The 20,583-nt window shown below is 71.2% G+C and carries 18 protein-coding genes; 10 read left to right on the forward strand and 8 right to left on the reverse strand.

Annotation, left to right across the window (positions count from 1 at the left end; translation table 11 throughout):
- Positions 1-7: 7 nt before the first annotated feature.
- The gene (locus AOQ53_RS20060) at positions 8-214 is read right to left on the reverse strand and encodes a hypothetical protein (RefSeq protein WP_059419194.1); all 207 of its coding nucleotides are present in this window, start codon (positions 212-214) and stop codon (positions 8-10) included.
- A 218-nt stretch (positions 215-432) separates the two neighbouring features.
- Entirely contained in the window at positions 433-1,017 is a 585-nt protein-coding gene (locus tag AOQ53_RS20065; protein ID WP_059419196.1) for a helix-turn-helix domain-containing protein, read from the reverse strand.
- A gap of 117 nt (positions 1,018-1,134) precedes the next feature.
- On the opposite strand from AOQ53_RS20065, the gene AOQ53_RS20070 reads away from it, so the two are divergent.
- From AOQ53_RS20070 to AOQ53_RS20080, 3 genes are all read left to right on the forward strand, one after another.
- Positions 1,135-1,971 (forward strand): EamA family transporter, encoded by an 837-nt coding sequence (locus AOQ53_RS20070; protein WP_059419199.1) that lies wholly within the window; start codon positions 1,135-1,137, stop codon positions 1,969-1,971.
- Positions 1,972-2,035: 64 nt separating this feature from the next.
- The gene (locus tag AOQ53_RS20075; RefSeq protein ID WP_059419201.1) at positions 2,036-2,743 is read left to right on the forward strand and encodes a B3/B4 domain-containing protein; all 708 of its coding nucleotides are present in this window, start codon (positions 2,036-2,038) and stop codon (positions 2,741-2,743) included.
- A gap of 45 nt (positions 2,744-2,788) precedes the next feature.
- Positions 2,789-3,448, forward strand: coding sequence for an FMN-binding negative transcriptional regulator (locus AOQ53_RS20080; RefSeq protein WP_059419202.1), 660 nt, complete (start codon positions 2,789-2,791; stop codon positions 3,446-3,448).
- 102 nt (positions 3,449-3,550) lie between these two features.
- Here AOQ53_RS20080 and AOQ53_RS20085 read toward each other — a convergent pair whose 3' ends face one another.
- The gene (locus AOQ53_RS20085) at positions 3,551-5,293 is read right to left on the reverse strand and encodes a SpoIIE family protein phosphatase (RefSeq protein ID WP_059419204.1); all 1,743 of its coding nucleotides are present in this window, start codon (positions 5,291-5,293) and stop codon (positions 3,551-3,553) included.
- A gap of 244 nt (positions 5,294-5,537) precedes the next feature.
- Here AOQ53_RS20085 and AOQ53_RS20090 point away from each other — a divergent pair, with 244 nt between their 5' ends.
- Positions 5,538-6,050 carry an ATP-binding protein gene (locus AOQ53_RS20090; protein WP_059419205.1) on the forward strand — a complete coding sequence of 171 codons (513 nt, stop codon included), beginning with the start codon at positions 5,538-5,540 and terminating at the stop codon, positions 6,048-6,050.
- A 92-nt stretch (positions 6,051-6,142) separates the two neighbouring features.
- Here the strand turns inward: AOQ53_RS20090 and AOQ53_RS20095 are convergent, their stop codons facing one another.
- Positions 6,143-7,654 (reverse strand): MFS transporter, encoded by a 1,512-nt coding sequence (locus AOQ53_RS20095; RefSeq protein ID WP_107084029.1) that lies wholly within the window; start codon positions 7,652-7,654, stop codon positions 6,143-6,145.
- 215 nt (positions 7,655-7,869) lie between these two features.
- Here AOQ53_RS20095 and proP point away from each other — a divergent pair, with 215 nt between their 5' ends.
- Entirely contained in the window at positions 7,870-9,366 is a 1,497-nt protein-coding gene (proP, locus tag AOQ53_RS20100) for a glycine betaine/L-proline transporter ProP (protein WP_059419207.1), read from the forward strand.
- A 115-nt stretch (positions 9,367-9,481) separates the two neighbouring features.
- Here proP and AOQ53_RS20105 read toward each other — a convergent pair whose 3' ends face one another.
- Both AOQ53_RS20105 and AOQ53_RS20110 read right to left on the reverse strand, forming a co-directional pair.
- A complete protein-coding gene (locus AOQ53_RS20105) occupies positions 9,482-10,138 on the reverse strand; it encodes a DUF5701 family protein (RefSeq protein ID WP_059419208.1) in 657 nt (218 codons plus the stop codon).
- A gap of 74 nt (positions 10,139-10,212) precedes the next feature.
- Positions 10,213-11,049 (reverse strand): alpha/beta fold hydrolase, encoded by an 837-nt coding sequence (locus tag AOQ53_RS20110; protein WP_059419209.1) that lies wholly within the window; start codon positions 11,047-11,049, stop codon positions 10,213-10,215.
- A 176-nt stretch (positions 11,050-11,225) separates the two neighbouring features.
- On the opposite strand from AOQ53_RS20110, the gene AOQ53_RS20115 reads away from it, so the two are divergent.
- Entirely contained in the window at positions 11,226-12,176 is a 951-nt protein-coding gene (locus AOQ53_RS20115; RefSeq protein ID WP_059419210.1) for a phosphotransferase, read from the forward strand.
- Between the two features lie 21 nt (positions 12,177-12,197).
- Here the strand turns inward: AOQ53_RS20115 and AOQ53_RS20120 are convergent, their stop codons facing one another.
- Positions 12,198-12,650 (reverse strand): Lrp/AsnC family transcriptional regulator, encoded by a 453-nt coding sequence (locus AOQ53_RS20120; protein ID WP_059419212.1) that lies wholly within the window; start codon positions 12,648-12,650, stop codon positions 12,198-12,200.
- Between the two features lie 111 nt (positions 12,651-12,761).
- On the opposite strand from AOQ53_RS20120, the gene AOQ53_RS20125 reads away from it, so the two are divergent.
- Complete coding sequence (locus AOQ53_RS20125; protein WP_059419213.1) at positions 12,762-13,379, forward strand: LysE family translocator; 618 nt, start codon at positions 12,762-12,764, stop codon at positions 13,377-13,379.
- Between the two features lie 100 nt (positions 13,380-13,479).
- Positions 13,480-15,924: a SpoIIE family protein phosphatase gene (locus AOQ53_RS20130; RefSeq protein ID WP_408055174.1), complete on the forward strand. Its 2,445-nt coding sequence runs from the start codon at positions 13,480-13,482 to the stop codon at positions 15,922-15,924.
- Between the two features lie 7 nt (positions 15,925-15,931).
- On the opposite strand, the gene AOQ53_RS20135 is transcribed toward AOQ53_RS20130, so the two are convergent.
- Positions 15,932-16,837 carry an SDR family oxidoreductase gene (locus tag AOQ53_RS20135; protein ID WP_078945405.1) on the reverse strand — a complete coding sequence of 302 codons (906 nt, stop codon included), beginning with the start codon at positions 16,835-16,837 and terminating at the stop codon, positions 15,932-15,934.
- Between the two features lie 211 nt (positions 16,838-17,048).
- Here AOQ53_RS20135 and AOQ53_RS20140 point away from each other — a divergent pair, with 211 nt between their 5' ends.
- Both AOQ53_RS20140 and AOQ53_RS20145 read left to right on the forward strand, forming a co-directional pair.
- A complete protein-coding gene (locus AOQ53_RS20140; protein WP_059419214.1) occupies positions 17,049-18,344 on the forward strand; it encodes an ATP-grasp domain-containing protein in 1,296 nt (431 codons plus the stop codon).
- Positions 18,345-18,392: 48 nt separating this feature from the next.
- A complete protein-coding gene (locus AOQ53_RS20145) occupies positions 18,393-20,435 on the forward strand; it encodes a CocE/NonD family hydrolase (RefSeq protein ID WP_059419215.1) in 2,043 nt (680 codons plus the stop codon).
- Positions 20,436-20,583 lie beyond the last annotated feature (148 nt).

The raw sequence follows: 20,583 nt of genomic DNA on the forward strand, positions 1-20,583 counted from the left end.
TGCCGGGTCAGTCGATGCGGTCGGTCCAGCCCACCTTGAGATAAGTCGTGCGGATCAGCGGGGTGACGTCGAGTTCGCTGGTCTGCTCCAGTACGCGGCTGGTTTCCGGGTCGATGAAGTAGTAAGGGCCGTCCACGTGGGTGCGGAAAGTCGCGGAGGGCTCCGCCCCCAGCTTCTCCTTGGGACTCTCCACCTCGCGGGGAAGGTTGATCACGGTGCCCGGACGGCCCTGGCTGAGTCATGGTCACCCCCGGGGTGTCCGCGATGATCTGGAACAGCGCGGAACTCGGACAGCCGATAGATGGATAGGCCTATCCGATTCCAGAACCGGATAGGGTTATCCGAACTCGACGGGTCCACCGTACCACCGAAACCGGATAGGGCAATCCGATTACTGGGGTGACCGCGAGCGCGGCCGGCCGCCCCTGCGGGTCAGCTCGCCGGAGCGGGGCCGGGCGGTAGATGCACCGTCATGATCAGGTGACAGGTCTCCGCGCCCGAGCCGCGGTAGGCGTGCGGGGTGTCGCCGTCGAACGTGGCGGTCTGGCCCGCTTCGACGGTGTACTCGGCGCCATCGACGATCAGGGTCATCCGGCCGGAGGTGACACTGACGGTTTCCACGACTCCGGCCTGGTGGGGGTGGCTGGGGTACTCCTCGTCCGGTTCCAGCCGCCAGCGCCAGACCTCGACCGGCGCCGGCCCTGACGTCGTCAGCACCAGCCGGGCCTCCCCGCCCCGTCCTCCCGTCCACAGGGGGGCCACGGCCTCGGCGGACACGACCCGGACGCGACTTACGGGCGATCCCTGCATCAGGGCGGAAACCGAGATGCCGAGGGTGTCGGCCAGCCGGACCAGGGTGGCCAGGTTGGGGTTGCCCTGGGCTTTCTCCAGTCCCACCAGCGCGCCCTTGCTGACCTGGGCGCGCCGGCTGAGTTCCTCCAGCGTGAGGCCCGCGCGGATGCGGGCCGCCCGGACGTTGTGCGCGACCGTTCGCAGGGCTGCGGCTGTCTCGGCCACCTGATCACCATCCTTGCAGCTGGAACATTCGACTGCACCGTCCGGTCGTTTGGCTGACACCGGCCGGTCGTTCTGTTGTACGGTCTGGTCGTTCCATTGAATGGTAAAGGATGTACTGTGATCGCTCCGCTGCTGGCCCTGGGCAGCTCGCTCGCCTACGGCTGCGCCGACTTCCTCGGCGGCCTCGGCGCCCGCAAGGCTCATGTGCTGCGCACGGTGATGATCGCGGCCCCGGCCAGCCTGGCGGTCGAGCGGTTGCTGTGGCCGGTGCTCGGAGGCTCGTTCAGCGCCGGCGCCCTCGGCTGGGGTGCCGCGTCCGGCGTCGCCTCCGCCGCCGCGTTCGCCCTGCTCTACCGCACGCTGGCGATCGGTCCGATGAACGTGCTGTCGCCCGTGACCGCGCTGGTGTCGGCCGCACTGCCCGTCGGTGTGGGTTTGTCGCAGGGCGAGCACCTGGCCGCCGCGGGGCCGGTGGGACTGCCCCTCGCGCTGGTGGCGGTCGTGCTGGTCAGCGCCGGCCACGGCGCGGGCTCGGCGCGCCCCTCCCGCGCGGCGCTGCTGCCGGCCTTCGGCGCGGGCGTCGCCATCGCCCTTCAGCTGGTCTGCCTGCACCAGGCGCCGTCCGACAGCGGGGTGGCGCCGCTGATCACCGGCCGGGCGGTCTCCTCGGCCGTGACCCTGACCGCGGCGGGACTGATGCACCGCAGGCTGGGCACCGAGCGGCCCGCGTACGCCCTGTCGGCAGCCGCGGGTGCGCTGGACTCCGTGGCGAACCTGCTGTTCCTGCTGGCCGCCCGTAGCGGAGACCTCGCCGTCGTCGCCGTGATCACCGCCCTCTACCCGGCCGGTACGGTCCTGCTGGCCCGCGGCGTGCTCGCCGAACGGATCCACCGCGGCCAACTCGTCGGCCTCGGCACCGCCGCCGTCGCGGTCAGCCTGCTCGCCCTGACCTGAGCGGCCCCGCCCTGTGCACCACCGAACCAAGGCCCACCCCGACGCGAGAAACGGAAAACCCGCCATGCCCGCCTTCCACCTCACCCCCGCCGTCGCGGACGCCTTCCCCGACACCCTCATCGCCCTGGTCGCCGCCACCGGCCTGCGCGGCCACGAAACCTGGCCCCACACCGCCACGGCCGTGGAGGACCTGGAGCAGCAACTCGCCGACGGCAGCTGGCGGCCCGCCGACGAGACCGACCCGCGCATCGAGGCCTGGCACACCGCCTACCGCTCCTTCGGCACCAACCCCCGCCGCATCCGCCCCAGCGTCGACGCGCTCGGCCGCCGCCTCGCCAAGAAGGGGACGATGCCGCGTATCAACCCGGCCGTCGACTCCTACAACACCGTCTCCGTCCGCCACGGCCTGCCCGCCGGCGCCTTCGACCTGGCCCACGTCACCGGGGACGTCGCCATCCGCCACGCGGACGGCACCGAGTCCTTCACCCCGCTCGGCGAACCCGACACCGTCGAGCACCCCAAGTCCGGCGAGATCGTCTACGCGGACGCCACCGGCGTCCTGACCCGCCACTGGAACCACCGCGACGCCCACCGCACCCGCGTCACTGAGGACTCCACCCACGTCGCCTTCGTCCTCGAGACCCTCCGCGCCACGCACGACGGCGACCTCCTCAAGGTCGCGGCGGAGGAGTTGCAGGGCCTCCTCGCCCCGCATGCCGCGCGGACCGCCGTGCACTACCTCAGCCCGGCCGAGCCCCGGGCCACCGCCTGAGCTTTCCTGTCCAGGGCCACTGTCCGTACGTGCGAAAGGCTGCCCATGTACCTCCCCAAGCACTTCGTCCCCGACGAGGCCGCGGTCCGTGACCTGCTGGCCGAACACGGCGCCTCCGACCTGATCACCATGACCTCCGAGGGCCTCGTGGCCACCCTGCTGCCTTTCGAGTACGACCCGGACGCAGGCGAACACGGCGCCCTCATCGGCCACATGGCGCGCGGCAACGACCAGTGGCGCCGGCCGGTGCAGGGCGAGGCCATGGTGATCGTCCGCGGGCCAGAGGCCTATGTGACGCCGTCGTGGTACCCGGCCAAGGAGGAGCACCACCGGGTGGTGCCGACCTGGAACTACATCACCGCGCACGTGTACGGGCAGTTGGTCGTGCACGACGACCCGGCCTGGATCGAGAGCCAGATACGCCGCCTGACCGACCGGCACGAAGCCGGACGCGCCGACCCCTGGTCCGTCGACCAGGCGCCGGCGAAGTTCGTCGAGCGGCAACTGCGCGGCATCGTCGGCGTCGAGGTGGTCATCAGCCGTGTCGAGGCCAAGTTCAAGCTCAGCCAGAACCAGCCGCAGGGCAACATCGAGGGGGTCGTCGCGGGCCTCGAAGCGCGCGACCGGGCCGGCGACGCCGCGGCCGCGGCAGCGGTACGCGCCCACAACCCGCACGCCGCCGGGACCGGTCGCCGAGGGCGCTGAAGCGGGACGGGCTCCTCCGCCGGCGTCTGTACCCCGAGAGCCTCCTGGTGACGAGGCCGAGTGCGTGGGCGAGTTGTTCGCGGTGATCGTTCAGCACCGGGGTCACCGGCCGGCGGGCGGCGCCCCGGGGGCAGGTGTGCGCAGGGCCAGGAGGGCGACGTCGTCCTCGTTGCCGGCGGGGCGGACGCGGCGCAGCAGGTGGTCGGTGAAGGAGGACAGAGGGCGGTGGGCGAGGGCGGCGGCGTGCCGGCGCAGCCGGTTCAGGCCCTCGTCGAGGCTGTGGCCGGGTGCTTCGATCAGGCCGTCGGTGTACAGCACGAGGGTGGATCCGGGCGGGAGCAGGGTCGTGGCGTCGGCGCGCAGGGTGCCGGCTCCGGTGCCCAGGAGGATGCCGTGGCCGTCGGTGAGGTAGCGCGCCAGGCCGTCGCGGCTGATCAGCAGGGGCGGCGGGTGGCCCGCGTTGGTCCAGGACAGCTGCCGCTGGCCGTCGTCGTCCGCTGCGTCGATCCGGGCGAAGATCATCGTGGCCATGTCGACGTCCGTGATGTGCTGGAGCGCCTCGTCGAGCCGTGTGACGATCCGGCTGGGAGGTTCGTGCTGGGACCAGGCGTAGGCGCGGAGCATGTTGCGCACCTGCGCCATGCCGGCCGCCGCCTCCAGGTCGTGCCCGACGACGTCCCCGACGGCCAGGGCGGTGGACCCGTCGGACATGGGGAAGGCGTCGTACCAGTCGCCGCCGACCTGTGAGGCGTCGGGTGCGGGCAGGTAGCGGACGGTCATCTGGAGGCCCGGAACCCCCGGCATCTGGGGCAGCAGATGGTTCTGCATGGTCTCGGCGACCTTGCGCTGGCGCTGGTACAGACGGGCGTTGTCCAGGGCGAGGCCGGCCCGGCGTGCGATGTCCTCGACCAGGGGGAGATCGGCCGGAGTGAAGGGGACCGGGTCCTCGGCCCGGCCGAGGGTCAAGGCCCCGAGGACCGCGCGTGTGCTGCGGATGGGAGCGATGGCCGCCGAGTGCATCCCCGTGATGTCGAACAGCCTGCGTTGCTCGACCGCGATGCCGGAATCCGGTTCGCGCTGGTAGGTGCCGGGACCAGCGACCGTGGAGGCCACCCCGCGCAGGGCTCTGGACAGGGGCATCGGGGACGCCTCCGGGACGGGCGGCATCGGGCCCTGGAGATCGTCCCGGCGCACCAGGGTGCCGCCGTCGGCGTGGACGACTTCGGTACGCCAGACTTCGTCGTGCTCGGTGATCAGATCCACGATCACCCAGTCCGCCAGCCGGGGCACGACCAGGCTCACCAGGCGTTCCAGCGCCTCGTCGACGTCGAGCGTGGAGGTCAGCCGCGTGGTGGCGTCGGCCAGCAGGGCCAGCCGTTCCAGCTCGGGCAGCGGTCTGCTCGTCGGCTCCTGCTGCGGGCCGGTTTCCGGTGCGTGTTCGACGGTGTGGAAGAGCACGAGCGTGCCGGGTCCGTCGTCGCCGATGTCGTACGGGGTGATCAGCCAGGAGATGGGCAGCAGGGAACCGTCTCCGCGTGCGAAGTAGTCCACCTCGGCCTGGGCGGTCCGCCCGGCGTGGAAGGCCTGCCGCATTCCGCACCGGGTCCTGGGCAGCGGTTGCCCGTGGGCGTCCCGGTGCAGCAGGTCGTGCGCGTCATGACCGAGCAGGTCCTCGGTGGACCGGGCCAGTACGGCCCGGGCGCGGGTGTTGGCCGCGAGGATGCGGCCCTCCTCGTCGACGACGTAGGCCCCGGTTCCGATGGCGTCCAGCCTTCGGGTCAGCGAGGTGTCGAGTACGGCCACGGACCGCCGTGCGGCGGTCTCCGTATGCTCCGGCCCTGCCATGTCGTCGCCTCCTCGCTGATCGGCCGCCCCTGTCGGCTGTCGGCCCTTCCACTGGGGGATGCCCTCGTGTGTGCATCCCCGTGTGCCCCGTGGCGTCGAAACCAGCCCCCGTGCGGCTGCCACCGCTGGGAGCAGCATGCCGAGAACGCCTGGTGGCTGTCCTGGTATGTGTGGTGCGCGCCCGGGTAAACGCAGGGCGACAGCACAACCCCGGCAGGGGCGAACACAACGAAAGAGCATCCGTATGGTCCTCCCGCTTGGGAAGCAGGCGGCAGATCGACCGGGCGCGGAAGAGCACGCCACGCTGCGTTTCGGCGCGGCCTGGGACGACGGCGCGGCAAGCGCCGTCGACGCGCGTCTGGCGCTGCGCGCCTTCCTCGCCCACGGTCCGCGCACCGCCCCCGCCACGATTCCGGCCTCTCTGGCCGTGGACGCCGAACTCGTCGTCAGCGAACTGGTCACCAACGCCATCCGGCATGCTCCCGGACCCTGCGAACTGATCCTGCGACTGTTCCGGGGACAACTGGCCATCACCGTGTGGGACACCTCGGCGGAGCAGCCCACGGTGCGCCAGGGTGACCGGTTCCGCGTCGGCGGCCACGGGCTGCGCCTGGTGCACACGGTCAGCGACCGGGTCGCCGTGGCACGCCGCGCCACGGGAAAGCAGATCACCGCCTATCTGCGGCTGGCCCCGCACGACCACGCGAGCGCCGGTGCCGGTGCCGGTGCCGGGAGGACCGTGCTGGCCGCCGGCTGATCCTGGTCCCGGTACTCAGTCGGCGGTCTCCGTACTCAGGGGGCGCGCGGTACCCGGTGGGGCGAGCCGTACCCGGTGGGCGCGCCGCGGAATCAGTTCTGCCGGGCGTGTATGGGGCTGTTGGCGACATCCTCCGGGCATCCCCCGTGCCGCTGCCGGGACCGCCGGTCGCGCCTCCAGTCGGACGTCGCGAGGGCCAGGGACGCCAGCATGCCGAGGAGGCCGGCGCCCAGTGCGGTGGCGAGGGCGCCGCGGTAGTCGTCGCCGCTGCCGAGCACGAGGTAGAAGAGGCCGGGCAGGGCGGCCGTGCCCACCGCGGCGCCGAGCCGCTGCCCGGTCTGAAGGGCGCCGCCCGCCGCGCCCGCCATGTGCGCGGGCACGTCGCGCAGCGTCATGGTGATGTTGGGTGAGATCACACAGCCGCTGCCGAGGCCGCCGAGGAACAGCACCGGCGCGGCGACCCAGGGCGCGATGTCGAGGGGCGCGAAGCGGAGCAGCAGCGCTGTGCCGCCCAGCCCGGCGATCACGGCCGTGAGGCCGCCCACGGTGAGCATGCGGCCGAGCCGGTCCACCAGTCGGCCGGCGATCGCGGCCGCACAGGCCGAGCCGAGGGCGAAGGGAGTCACGGCGAGGCCGGACCGGAGTGGGGAGAAGCCCAGGCCGTCCTGGTAGAAGAGCGCGAAGACCAGCCAGACGCCGCTGAAGCCGATGAAGTAGAGCGTGCCGACGCCGGCGCCGACGGCGTAGCCGCGCACGGTGGTGAACAGGCGCGGATCGAGCAGCGGCTGGGTGTCCCGCTCGACGAGGCGACGCTGCCAGCGGGTGAAGCCGAGGAGGATCGCGGCACCGGCGAGGAACATCCACCACAGCCCGGCGAACCCGCCGGAGCCCGCCTGGACCAGCGGATACATCAACGCGAGGACACCGAGGCCGAGGAGGACGACGCCGGGCAGGTCCACGTGCTGCCGGCCGGACCGCCGGGTGCGTGGCAACAGGCGGCGGCCGAGGAGGACGGCGAGGATGCCGATGGGCACGTTGACGTAGAAGATCCACCGCCAGCCCTGGTCGCCGGCGGCCAGGGCGAGGATCAGCCCGCCGGCCAGAGGGCCGACGGCGGAGGATATGCCGACGGTGGCGCCGAAGAAGCCGAAGGCGCGGCCGCGTTCGGCACCGCGGAACATCTGCTGGATGAGCGCGGAGTTCTGGGGGGCCATGAAGCCGGCCGCCAGGCCCTGGGCGAGGCGGGCCACCACCAGCAGCGTGATGCTGGGGGCCGCCCCGCAGGCCGCGCTGAAGATCACGAAGCCGCTGAGGGCCAGCAGGAAGATGCGGCGCCGGTCCAGCGCGTCTCCGAGGCGGCCGGCGGTGACGAGCGCGAGAGCGAAGGTGAGGGCGTATCCGGACACCACCCACTGCACCTGCGCGGGAGAGGCGTCCAGGCCGCGCTGGACGGAGGGCAGGGCGACCGCCACGATCGAGACGTCCAGCAGGCTCATGAAGCCGGCCACCAGGGTGACCCACAGGGCCCGCCACCGGTGCGGATCCGGCTCGTATCCGGCCTCCTGCGCGCCCTGGTTCCGGTCGCCCGCCGCTGACGCTGTCACATGGGCTCCTCTCACCAGGTGGGCACCCGGCGAACCAAGTTCCCCCTCCGGGCACCGGCACACCACGGCCCGGCAAGCAGCGCGGGCCTCACCGAACGCACCCGGACATTACTGTCCGTAGTCGTCCGGGTGCCGCGCGAAGGGGGTCGTTTGAGCGTGCGAGATCTGTACAGGCGTTGTGGTTGGCACAGACGATCGGCGAAAGGAACGACGTAATGGCGGCGCCCGACAACGACGAGTCGGTGGACCCCGCAGCCGTGAGACGACACCGGGTGCTGTTCCGGGCGATCGAGAAACGACGCCATCCGAAGCTGCGCCGCAGCGACATCACCGTGACCGACGAGGCGGCGGTCAAGCGCGCCACGAAGGCCGCCGCGCTCGGCAACGCGATGGAGTGGTACGACTTCGGCATCTACAGCTATCTCGCCTCGACCATCGGGAAGGTGTTCTTCCCCTCGGGGAACGACACCGCCCAACTGCTCAGCTCCTTCGCGACGTTCGCGGTGGCCTTCCTCGTGCGTCCTCTCGGCGGAATGGTGTTCGGGCCGCTCGGCGACAAGGTCGGCCGCAAGCGCATCCTCTCCCTCACCATGATCATGATGGCAGTGGGGACCTTCGCCATCGGCGTCGTCCCCTCGCACGCCGTCATCGGTCTCTGGGCCCCGGCCCTGCTGATCTTCTTCCGGCTGGTGCAGGGCTTCTCGACCGGCGGGGAGTACGGGGGCGCCTCGACGTTCATCGCGGAGTACGCGCCCGACAGGCGGCGTGGTTTCTTCGGCAGCTTCCTGGAGCTGGGCACGCTCGCCGGCTACGTCGGGGCCTCCGGCCTCGTCGTCGTGCTCCAGACCCTCCTCAGCGACGACCAGATGCTCTCGTGGGGCTGGCGCATCCCCTTCCTGGCGGCGGCCCCGCTCGGCTTCATCGGTCTCTATCTGCGGCTGAAGCTGGACGAGACGCCCGCCTTCCAGAAGCTGGAGGGCGGCCAGGTCAAGGCGAGCGAGGCCGCCGAGGCCGTGGAGACCTCGGCCGCCGCCGACCTCGGCAAGATCTTCACCCGGTACTGGCGGCCGCTGCTGCTGTGCCTCGCGCTGGTCGCGGCGTACAACATCACGGACTACATGCTGCTGTCGTACATGCCGACGTACCTGTCCGACGAGCTGGGCTACGAGACCAACCACGGGCTGCTGATCCTGCTGCTCGTGATGGTGCTTCAGATGTGCGTCATCAACCAGGTCGGGCGGCTGTCGGACCGCTTCGGGCGCCGGCCGCTGCTGTTGTCGGGGATGCTGGGGTTCCTCTTCCTGTCCGTGCCGTCCTTCCTGCTCATCCGGCAGGGCAGTGTCGCCCTGATCGCCCTGGGACTGCTGCTGTTGGGGCTCTCCCTGGTGACGATGCTCGGCACGATGTCGGCGGCGCTCCCGGCGATCTTTCCCACCCACGTCCGGTACGGCTCCCTCTCGGTCGCCTACAACCTGGCCACGTCGATCTTCGGCGGTACGACTCCCCTGGTGATCACCGCCCTGATCAGCGCCTTCGACTCGACCCTCATGCCGGCCTACTACGCCACGGGTGCCGCGGTCATCGGCGTCATCGCCGTCCTGTGCATGAAGGAGACCGCCAACAAGCCCCTGGCCGGTTCCCCGCCGTCCGTCGAGACTGAGGCCGAAGCCGCGGAGATCGTCGAGGCACAGGCCCCTCGGCCGAGGTTCTGACCTTCCGTCGGGCAGTTGCGGTTCTTCGCCTCGCAAGCCCGGGGCAGCGGCGGCGGTCGTACCGGCCCGCCGTTGCCCCGGGGCACAGCCCTGCTGTCCGTGCCGATGCCCGGGACTAGGCCCTGCGCCCCGTCGTGGAGGCGAAGCCCAGCCAGGTGTGCCGGTTGTTCCACCAGCACCAGCCGACCTTCGGGGCGTCGCGGCGCTCGCGGCCGTCGCGCCCGGTGCCATTGCTGATCCAGATCGCCGGGGTGCGGGCGTCCATGCTGCCGTTGGGCTTGCGCAGCCGGGACCCGATGGTCATGAAGCAGCGGTTGCGCTCCAGGGCCGCCGGCTCCTGGAGCACCCAGTGGATGCCCTCGGTGAGCAGCAGCGGGGTGCGGTCCTCCTTGGTGAGGGCGGGCAGTGCCTCCTCCGGGCTCCAGTTGGCCATGTGGTCACCGCGGTCGACGCCGGTGACGACGTAGAGCGGGGTGTCGGGCAGTTCGACGGCGGTGGGTCTGAACTCGTCGACGTCGGGCATGTCGAGGACGACGAAGCCCGGTTTGCCGTCGCGGCGCAGCAGCGGCGCGAGGGCGGAGGCGGGGGCTCTGTCCGGGTGCACGGCCAGCAGGGCGCCCTCGCCGTCGCTCTCGGCGGCGAACGTACGGATCTCGTCGGCGGACAGCCCGGCGATCTCGTGCACCCCCAGTTCGATCAGCCGCTCGGCCTGCGCGCTCAGGGCCGGGAGTGCGGGGAGGGCGGTGGACGTGTCGGGCGTGGCGTCGGGCACGATGCTCCCATGGTCGGTGACGTGGGCGAACTCATGTCCAACGAGCCGGTCTGCCGGAGCGTTCCCGCGACGGATCACTTCTCCAGGAAGGCGAGCAGCGCCGAGTTGACCTCCTCCGTGTGGGTCCAGAGCAGTCCGTGCGGGGCGCCCTCGATCTCGACGTAGTCGGCGGCCGGGAGAGCCTTGTGGAACGGCCTGGCGGTGCCTTCCACGGGGAGGATGCGGTCGCCCGTGCCGTGCAGGATCAGAGCCGGCACGTCGATCGCCGGGATGTCGGCCCGGAAGTCGGTGTACCAGGTCGACGGCGCGGCGGCCGCCGCGAAGAAGCCGCCGCCCGCGGCGACGTTCCAGCTGTTGCGGACGGCCCCCTCGCTGATCCGGGTGCCGAGGTTCTCGTCGAGGTTGTAGAAGTCCTTGTAGAACTCCGTGTAGTACGCGTAGCGATCGGCCTTGACGGCCGCGACGATCCCGTCGAAGAACTCCTTCGGGGCGACCCCCTGCGGGTTGTCGTCGGACTTGAGCAGGCAGGGCTCCAGCGAGGCGAGGAAGGCGACCTTCGCGACCCGGCCGGAGCCGTACCGGGACACGTACCGGGCGACCTCGCCGGTGCCCATCGAGAAGCCGACGAGGACGGCGTCCCGCAGGTCGAGGGTCTCCATCACGGTGTTCAGGTCGGCGGCGAAGGTGTCGTAGTCGTAGCCGGTCGTCGGCTGGGCGGACTGCCCGAAGCCGCGCCGGTCGTAGGTGATCACGCGGTAGCCGGCGTCGAGCAGCACGGCGCTCTGCCGCTCCCAGGAGTGGCCGTCGAGCGGAAACCCGTGGATGAGGACGACCGGCTGACCGGATCCGTGGTCCTCGTAGTACAGGTCTACGGCGGTGGAGTTCTCCTGGCCCACGGTGATGTACGGCATGTGTTGCTTCCTCGTTTTCCGGGTGGCTGGTGAGGGGACCTGGCAACGTTAGGCCCGGAGCCGTGCGGCCGGTTGCCGGGGAGCGCACCGGTTCTTGACCGGGAGCGCACAAGAGCAGTCGATCGGAGATCGTCAATCGGTCGCACCGCCCGTGACCGGCGTGACACCATCGCCGCATGGAAGGGTTTTTGACGCCTGATCAGATCGACGCCCGTAAGTCCCGCGCCTTCGCCGCGGCCGTCGCCGCGGGTCGTGATCTGGGGCTCACGGTGACCGACGCCAGGGTGATCTACGACGTGTTCTCCGTCGTGGTGCACCTCGCTCCGTCGCCCGTGGTGGTGCGGGTGCCGACCGTCCTGCCGTCGTACTCCGGCCCCGAGTTCCAGGCGGCGCGGCAGCGGCTGGAGCTCGATGTGGTGGCGTGGCTGGCGGAACAGGGACACCCGGTGATTCCGCCGAGTCCGCTGGTGCCGCGCGAGCCCGTGCAGCGGGACGGTTTCTCGATGACGTTCTGGCAGTTCGTCGAGCTGGACCAGAGCATCGAGCCCGACTACGTGCACAACGCCGGTCTGGTCGCCGACCTGCACGCCGCGCTGCGCTCGTACCCGGGTGAGCTGCCGTTCCTGTCGGCGGCCGAACCGCGGTTCGTCTCCGAGGGACTTGCCGCGCTCGAAGGGCGGCCCGACCTGCTGGACCCGGCCGACCTCGACCGCGCGCGGCGCGAGTGGGACGTCCTGGAACCCGTCATCAGCTCACGCGCGGAGTTCGAGGCGGCGTTCCCGGGCATCGAGTTCCAGCCGATCCACGGTGACTCCCCCGCGGCCAACATCGTCTCCGCCAAGGACGGCGAGCGGTACTCCGACTTCGAGCTGACCACGTTCGGACCGGTCGAGTGGGACCTGGCGGCTCTCGGCCCCGAATGCGAGGCCGCCTACAACGCGGCCGCGGAACGCCGGGGTCTGCGGCCGCTGGACGAGGGGGTCCTGCGCGTCGTCAACGCCGTGGGCATGTCCCGCGCGGTGGCGTGCCTCGCGCTCGCGCCCCAACTGCCCATGCTCGTGGACGCGTTGCAGCCGGCCGTCGAACAGTGGCGGACGATGCCGTTCGCCGGTGGCCTGGGCGGCTGATCGAGAGGCGGTCGGCTCTGCTCACTCGGGCAGGGGCCGGTCGTCCACGACGTGTTTCATGACGAGGGTGGAGTTCAGGCGCTGGACGCCGGGCAGTCGGGCGAGCTGCTGGTCGTAGAGCTGCTGGAAGGCGGCCAGGTCGGTGGTGGCGACACGCAGGAGGTAGTCGGGGTCGCCGAACAGGCGCTGCGCCTGGAGCACGTGCGGGACGGCGGCCACACCTTCTTCGAACGCGGAGACGGTGTCGGCGTCCTCCCAGCGCAGGGTGACGAAGACGAGCGCCTCGAAGTTGAGGCCCACGGCGGCCGGGTCCACGACGGCCCGGTAGCCGCGGATCGCGCCCTCGCGTTCGAGGTCACGCAGACGTCGGTGGCAGGGCGAGACGCTCAGTTTCACTCGGGCGGCCAGCTCGGTGACCGTGAGACGGCCGTCCAGCTGTAGCTCGGTAAGAATTTTCCGGTCCAGGGCATCCATGGAGGAGATTCTGCCCCGGATGCCGCGATCAAGGAGTAAAGAAAGGAACACTTTCGGGCTGATCCGACCTAGCCTTCCTCTCGCGACAAGGCACGTGAGAGGGACCGATCGATGGACACGACGACGCTGGCGGCATTCCTGGCAGTGGATCTGCTGCTGGTGTTCACCCCCGGCGCGGACTGGGCCTATGCGATCACGGCGGGCGTCAAGGGCCGGTCGGTCGTCCCCGCGGTCGCCGGGCTGGTGGCCGGATACGCCGGATACACCCTGCTCGCGGTCGCGGGCCTGGTGGTGATCGTGGCGAATTCGGCGACCCTGCTCACCGCGCTGACCCTGGCCGGGGCCGGCTACCTGGTGTGGCTCGGCTGCGGCGTGCTGAGGCAGCCTGCCGTCCTGACGGCCTCCGAGGACGAGGCGGACTCCTCCCGCTTGCGGATCATGCTCAGGGGAGCCGGGATCAGCGGACTGAACCCGAAGGCGCTGCTGCTGTACTTTTCGCTGTTCCCGCAGTTCATCGACCCCGCGGGCGGCTGGCCGGTCGCCACGCAGACCGGCCTGCTCGGCACGCTGCACATGACCGCCTGCGCCGTCGTCTACCTCGCCGTCGGAGTCCTGGCCCGCACCGTCCTGAGGACCAGGCCCGCCGCGGCCCGGGCGGTCACGCGTGTCTCCGGCGCGTTGATGATCGCCATCGGCGGATTCCTGCTGGTGGAACGCCTGATGGGCTGATGATGCGCCTCGCGGTGGCTGGCCGTCAGAGCGTCTCAGGACCCCACGGGGGCGGTAGCGGGAAGCCGCAAAGGGGTAGTCGGCACCCCTCCCTGAGATGATGGCCGGGGAAGCGGCATGGGGCGTCACATCCGGAGGCACCGTGCAGGGACGCGTACCGGAGGACTTGGCGGTCGTCGTCGACGCCCGTGGGGTGATCACGGTGTGGAGCGACGGCGCTCGACGGCTGCTCGGATACGAACCCGACGAGATCGTGGGCCGGGGCGCCACGCGCCTGCTCGCCGCCGACCTGCCCGGTATCACGCGACGTCACGTGGCCGACGGGCAGCGCTGGGCCAGTGAGGTCGCGCTACGGCACCGGGACGGCGACCGTGTCGTGGTCCGGCTGCGGGGCACGCCGATGCTGGACGCGGACCGCAGGCGGCTCTGGCTCGTCACCGGCACGGCCCTCGCGCACACGGCGAGGCGGGCCGGGCACGGAGCCCTGCCCCTGTGGGACCTCACACTCGCGCAGCTCCCCGTGCCGGTGGCGGTCTACGACCGTGAGGCCCGGCTCGTGGCCGCCAACGAGATCATGACCCAGGTGATGGGCAGGTCCGAGGAGGAGATGAAGGGCCTGACGCTCTGGGAGATCGAGCCCAGGCCGCCCTTCGACGAGTACGACCGCCTTCAGCGTGAGGTCCTGCGCACCGGCGAGATGATCTTCCACGAGGAGCACGGCCAGGCTCCGGGCGACACGGGGCCGCATGCCTGGTCGATGTTCATGTCGCCGCTGAAGGACGAGACCGGTGCGGTGCAGGGCATGTCCGCCACCGTGTTCGACACCACGGAGCAGTACTGGGCCCGCCGCCGGCTGGCGGTGCTCAAGGACGCCGGCCTGCGGATCGGGAGCACCCTGGACGTGACCCGGACGGCCGAGGAGCTGGCCGAGGTGGCCGTGAGCGGGTTCGCGGACTTCGTCACCGTGGACCTGCTGGAGTCCGTCGCCCTGGGCGACGAGCCGGAACCGGTGCCGCTGGACGCGCCCGTCACCGTGCGGCGCACCGCGCAGCGGTCGGTGCTGGAGGGCTGTCCGGAGTCGGTGGTCGCCTCGGGCGACGCCACGCTCTACCCCGTGGGCACGCTGCCGGTGCGGACCCTGGTCGCCGGCCGGGGCTCCCGGCTCCGGCCGGGAGATCCGGGGCTGCGGGAGTGGATCAGGCCCTCCCGCGCGGAGTCGGTGGCCAGGCACATGGTCCACTCGGTGATGATGGTGCCGCTGCGCGCCCGCGGGGTGACCCTGGGGCTGGTGCACTTCCTGCGGCACCGGACGCCGGAGTCGTTCAGCGAGGACGATCTGCTGCTCGCGGAGGAGATCGTCGCCAGGGCGGCGGTGAGCGTGGACAACGCCCGCCGCTACACCCGGGAACGCCGGACGGCGCTGGCACTTCAGCGCAGCCTCCTGCCCGACCGGCCGCCGGACCTGGTGGCGATGCAGGTCGCCTACCGCTATCTGCCGGCCGGTTCCGGAGCGGACGTCGGGGGCGACTGGTTCGACGTGATCCCGCTGTCCGGCACCCGGGTCGCCCTGGTCGTGGGCGACGTGGTGGGACACGGCATCCAGGCCTCGGCCACGATGGGCCGGCTGCGGACCGCAGTGCGGACGCTCGCGGATGTCGATCTCGCCCCCGACGAGCTGCTCACCCAGCTGGACGATCTCGTCATCCGGATCGACCGGGAAGAGGGCCCGGAGGCGCGCGGGCGGGCGGCGGAGACCTCGGGGCAGGTCGGCGCCACCTGCCTGTACGCCGTGTACGACCCGGTGTCCCGTCGGTGCACGATGGCCCGGGCCGGGCATCCGCCGCCCGCCCTGGTCACGCCCGACGGCACCGTACGGTTCCTGGATCTGCCAGCCGGGCCGCCGCTGGGCCTGGGCGGCCTGCCGTTCGAAGCCGTTGAGGTGCGGCTGGAGGAGAACAGCCTGCTGGCGCTCTACACCGACGGGCTGATCAACGCCGCCGACCACGACATGGAGGCCGGGCTCGCCCTGCTCCGCGAGGCGCTCGGCAACCCTGCCGGGGAGTTGGAGGAGACGTGTGAGCAGGTGCTGCGCACCGTGCTGACCGGCCGTCCCGCCGACGACATCGTGCTGATGCTGGCCCGGACCGCCGCGCTCGACGCCGGGAAGGTGCGCACCTGGCAGCTGCCGCCCGACCCCGCGGCCGTGGCCGGGGCCCGCAAGATGGCGGGCGAGCAACTGGCCGCCTGGGGGCTGGCGGAGGCGGAGTTCACCACGGAACTCATCGTCAGCGAGCTGGTCACCAATGCGCTGCGGTACGGCGGCGCGCCCATCGAACTGCGGCTGATCCGCGACTCGGCCCTCATCTGCGAGGTGTCCGACGGCAGCAGCACCGCACCCCACCTGCGCCGGGCCCGCGTGTTCGACGAGGGCGGACGAGGACTGCTGCTCGTCGCCCAGCTCTCCGAACGCTGGGGCAGCCGCCAGACCCCCACGGGCAAGACCATCTGGGCGGAACAGCCGCTGCCCACGGAGCCGTCCTTCTGACCACCGGCTAGCGGGTGTCGACGATGCCGCCGGTCACCGCGATGACCTCGCCGACCGTGTAACTGGAGTCGGCGTCCGAGGCGAGGTAGACGTACGTCGGTGCGATCTCCTCCGGCTGGGCCGCGCGTTGGAGCGGGGCCTCGCTGCCGATGTGGGCGAGCCCGTCCGGCGGCATGTGCGGGTCGGCCTCGTTGAGCGGCGTCCAGGTCGGTCCCGGCGCGACCACGTTCGCGCGCACACCGCGCTTGGCCAGGTGCACGGCGACGGACTTGGTCAGGGTGATCAGCGCGGCCTTGGACGCCGCGTAGTCGATCATCGTCGTACTGCCCTTGAGCGCCTCTTCGGTGGCCGTGGCGATGACGGCGTCGCCGGGCTCCAGGTGGGGCAGCGCCGCCATGAGCAGGTGGAAGTACGCGTAGACGTTCGTCTTGAACGTCAGGTCGAAGTCCTCCGCGGTCAACTGGTCGAGTTCGAGCTTGCTGTTGAGGTACGCGGCGTTGCTCACGAGGATGTTCAGCCCGCCGAGCTCCGCCGCCGTCCGCTCGACGGCCTCGCGGCAGAACTCCGGGTCGGTGAGGTCGCCGGGCAGGAGCAGGCAGCGCCGGCCCTGGTCCTCGACCTCGCGCCGGACGCGCTCCGCGTCCACCTGTTCCTCGGGAAGGTGGACGATGGCGACGTCGGCGCCCTCCCGCGCGTACAGCAGCGCCACCGCCCGTCCGATACCCGAGTCGCCGCCGGTGATCAGCGCGGCCTTGCCCTCCAGCTTCCCGCTGGCCCGGTAGCGGCTCGCCCGGTAGCGCGGCCGGGTGCGCATATCGGCCTCGAGGCCGGGCCGCTGCTGCTTGTCGGAGTCGTAGGGCGGGTCGGGCTCGGACACGACCTGCGGTGCGGACCGTTCCTGTTCGGGCTGCACGGGCTTTCCTTTCGCCGGTGTCGTCGACGGCGCGGCCGTTCACCTGGGGTCACGCCGTTTCTTCCCCGCACCGCGTGCCCACATCGGCGGCAGGCATGTTCCCCGTTGTCGCCCGGCCGGCGCCGCGCCGACCGGCATGGCCGCACCCGCAAGGGGTACTCAGCCGATCTTGCAAGGCCCGGCCGGAGGGCCTGCTGTCGGAAGGAGATCCGTGACTGACGAGACGGTGAAGAACGTCTTCGTAATCGGGCTCGACGAGGCCAATCTGCCGACGCTGCGGGCGGTTCCCGGAGCTGACCGGCTGCGCTTTCACCAACTGCTGACCGTGGAGGAACTCCAGGTCGGCGAGGTGCACCTGCCCACGCTGTTCGACAAGGCCCGGGAGGTGCTGGACGCCTTCGACGGCAGCATCGACGCGATCGTCGGTTACTGGGACTTCCCGGTCAGCACCCTCGTGCCGATGCTGAGCGAACGCTACGGAACGCGGAGCACGAGCCTGGAGTCGGTGGTCAAGTGCGAGCACAAGTACTGGAGCCGGCTGGAGCAGCAGAAGGCGACCGACCGGCACCCGGGCTTCGACAGGGTCGACCTGTCGGCCGAGCCGCCTCGCCCGCCCGAGAAGGTGGCCTTCCCGATGTGGGTCAAGCCCGCGCTCTCCTACTCGTCCGAACTCGCCTTCGGAGTCGATGACGAAGAGGAGTTCCGCAAGGCCGTCACCGAGATCCGCGAGGGCATCTCCCGTATCGGCCGCCCCTTCGAGCACATCCTCGAACGCATCGACCTGCCTCCGGAGATGGACGGCGTCGGCGGCCGGGTCTGTCTGGCGGAGGAGGCGATGTCCGGCGTCCAGGTCGCCGTCGAGGGCTACGCCCACCAGGGCGAGGTGACCATCTACGGAGTTCTGGACTCCATCCAGTACCCGGACTCCCCGTGCTTCCTGCGCCACCAGTACCCCTCGACACTGCCGCCGGCGGTCATCGCGGAGCTCCACGACGTCTCGGAGCGGGTGATGCGGCAGATCGGAATGGACTCGGCCACCTTCAGCATCGAGTACTTCTACGACCCGCGGACGCAGTCGATCAACCTGCTGGAGATCAACCCCCGGCACTCCCAGTCGCACGCGGAGCTGTTCCAGTACGTCGACGGCGTCCCCAACCACCACTGCATGGTGAGTCTCGCGCTCGGCGAGGACCCGCGTATGCCGCACCGCGAGGGCCCTTACGCGATGGCGGCGAAGTGGTACCACCGCTGGTTCACCGACGGCGTGGTGCGCCGGGTGCCCGGGCCCGAGGAGATCGCCCGCATCGAGCGGGAAACACCGGGCGTGCGCATCGAGGTGGTCCCCGAGGAGGGCACCCGGCTCTCGGACCTCCCCGGACAGGACAGCTACAGCTACGAGTTGGCGCACATCTTCACCGGCGGGGCGGACGAGAAGGAGCTGCGGGAGAAGTTCGACCACTGTGTGGCCGCCCTGGGCCTCGCCTTCGACGAACCCCCGAAGGAGTGAAGCCCCGCCGGAGTGAACCCCCACGAGAGTAAGGAGCACGTGGGTTCCATGCGTTACGTGACCAACCTGCCCTACGCCACGAAGGAAGAAGAGCACGTCACGATCCCGATGTCCGACGGGGTCCGGCTCTCCGCGCACATCTGGCGTCCCACCTCGTCGGACCATGAGCCGGTGCCGGCGGTGCTGGAGTACATCCCGTACCGCAAGCGCGACCTCACGGCCGTGCGCGACTCGGTCCACCACCCGTATCTCGCGGGACACGGCTACGCCTGTGTCCGCGTCGACCTGCGCGGCACCGGCGACTCGGAGGGCGTGCTGCGCGACGAGTACCTGGAGCGGGAGCAGGCGGACGCGGAGGAGGTGCTGGCCTGGCTGACGGAGCAGCCCTGGTGCGACGGCGGCACGGGCATGATGGGCATCTCCTGGGGCGCGTTCGCGGCTCTCCAGGTGGCGGCCCGCCGGCCACCGGGCCTGAAGGCCATCGCCATCGCCTCCTTCACCGACGACCGGCACGCCGACGACATGCACTACATGGGCGGCGCCCTGCTGTCGGACAACCTGGCCGAGGCGGGCACGATGTTCGCCTACGGCACCTGTCCGCCCGACCCGGCCGTGGTCGGCGACCGCTGGCGCGAGATGTGGCACGAACGGCTGGAGCACACCGAGCCCTGGGTCCTCCAGTGGCTGCGCCACCAGCGCCGGGACGACTACTGGCGGCACGCCTCGGTGTGCGAGGACTACAGCAGCGTGCGCTGCCCGGTCCTGGCCTCCAGCGGATGGGCGGACGGCTACTCCAACGCCGTGACCCGGCTGCTCGGTCACCTGGACGTGCCCCGCAAGGGGCTGATCGGCCCCTGGTCGCACAAGTTCCCCCACCTCGGGGAGCCCGGCCCGGCGATCGGCTACCTCCAGGAGCTCGTACGGTGGTGGGACCACTGGCTCAAGGGCGTCGACAACGGCGTCATGGACGGCCCCATGCTGCAAGCGTGGATGCAGGACAGCGTGCCGCCCTCCACCGCGTACGAGGAGCGGCCGGGCCGCTGGGTCGGCGAGCCGGACTGGCCCTCCCCGCACATCCGGCAGGCCGTTCATCCGCTCACCCGGCACACGATCGGACCTCCGCGGGAGGCGACGGACGAGGGGAACGCCCCCGACGGCGACGCGATGACCGTGCAGTCGCCGCTGTCCGTGGGCCAGTTCGCGGGCAAGTGGGCCTCGTACAACGCTCCCCCGGACCTGCCGTACGACCAGCGCGAGGAGGACGGCGGTTCCCTCGTCTTCGACAGCGAGCCGCTGACCGAGCCGCTGGAGATCCTCGGCTCACCGACGGTGGAACTCGACCTGTCGGTCAGCGAACCGGTCGCCCTGGTGGCCGCGCGGCTGTCCGACGTGAGCCCGGACGGCTCCGCGACCCGGGTCTCGTACGGCATCCTGAACCTCACCCGCCGCGACAGCACGGAGTCCCCCGAGCCCCTGGAGCCGGGCCGCCGCTACCGCGCCACCGTCCCGCTGAACGGAGTGGCCCAGGCGTTCCCGCCCGGCCACCGCATCCGGCTCTCCCTCTCCACGTCCTACTGGCCGCTGGCCTGGCCACCGCCGAAGCCCGCCCTGCTGAGCGTCCACGAGCACTCCAGCACGCTCACCCTGCCGGTGCGGCCGGTGGAGGAACCGGACGAGGTGCCGTCGTCCCCCTTCGGTGAACCCGAGGGCACTCCCCCGCTCGCCACGAGCCAGGTGACACCCCCCGAGGAGCGCTGGGAGGTCAAGCGGGACCTGATCGGCTACCACTCCGAGCTGGACATCGTGAAGGACCGGGGCACGGTCCGCTTCGAGGACATCAACATGGAGGCGGGGCGCCGCGCCCACGAGCGATACACGGCGGTCGCCGACGACTTCACCTCGGTCAGCGGCGAATCCACGTGGACCATGCGGTTCCAGCGGGACGACTGGGACGTACGGGTGGTGACGCACACCCAGCTGAGGTGTGACGACACGGACTTCTTCGTGGACGCGACCCTCGACGCGTACGAGGCCGACCGCCGGGTGTTCTCCCGCACCTGGAACGAGCAGGTACCGCGCGACCTGCTGTAGTGGGGCCGGCGGTGGCGGCGGCGATGCCGCAAGGCACGCGCCGCGGGCCTGCGCCAGTCCGGAACCAAGGGTGACCTCGTCGAAGGAAGACCGGGTCGGGGGCGTCAGGCCGCCGCCCTCGCCTGGAACCGGCGCGGCGCCGTGTCAA

Origin of the sequence: Streptomyces azureus (assembly GCF_001270025.1) — a bacterium.
GTDB lineage: Bacteria > Actinomycetota > Actinomycetes > Streptomycetales > Streptomycetaceae > Streptomyces > Streptomyces azureus.

Bases quoted from the DNA above. Each gene is read 5' to 3' on its own strand.
- AOQ53_RS20075 (WP_059419201.1), top strand. From the start codon at position 2,036: ATGCCCGCCTTCCACCTCACCCCCGCCGTCGCGGACGCCTTCCCCGAC.
- AOQ53_RS20080 (WP_059419202.1), top strand. From the start codon at position 2,789: ATGTACCTCCCCAAGCACTTCGTCCCCGACGAGGCCGCGGTCCGTGAC.
- AOQ53_RS20085 (WP_059419204.1), bottom strand. From the start codon at position 5,293: ATGGCAGGGCCGGAGCATACGGAGACCGCCGCACGGCGGTCCGTGGCC.
- AOQ53_RS20090 (WP_059419205.1), top strand. From the start codon at position 5,538: ATGGTCCTCCCGCTTGGGAAGCAGGCGGCAGATCGACCGGGCGCGGAA.
- proP (WP_059419207.1), top strand. From the start codon at position 7,870: ATGGCGGCGCCCGACAACGACGAGTCGGTGGACCCCGCAGCCGTGAGA.
- AOQ53_RS20110 (WP_059419209.1), bottom strand. From the start codon at position 11,049: ATGCCGTACATCACCGTGGGCCAGGAGAACTCCACCGCCGTAGACCTG.
- AOQ53_RS20115 (WP_059419210.1), top strand. From the start codon at position 11,226: ATGGAAGGGTTTTTGACGCCTGATCAGATCGACGCCCGTAAGTCCCGC.
- AOQ53_RS20120 (WP_059419212.1), bottom strand. From the start codon at position 12,650: ATGGATGCCCTGGACCGGAAAATTCTTACCGAGCTACAGCTGGACGGC.
- AOQ53_RS20125 (WP_059419213.1), top strand. From the start codon at position 12,762: ATGGACACGACGACGCTGGCGGCATTCCTGGCAGTGGATCTGCTGCTG.
- AOQ53_RS20130 (WP_408055174.1), top strand. From the start codon at position 13,480: ATGGCCGGGGAAGCGGCATGGGGCGTCACATCCGGAGGCACCGTGCAG.
- AOQ53_RS20145 (WP_059419215.1), top strand. From the start codon at position 18,393: ATGCGTTACGTGACCAACCTGCCCTACGCCACGAAGGAAGAAGAGCAC.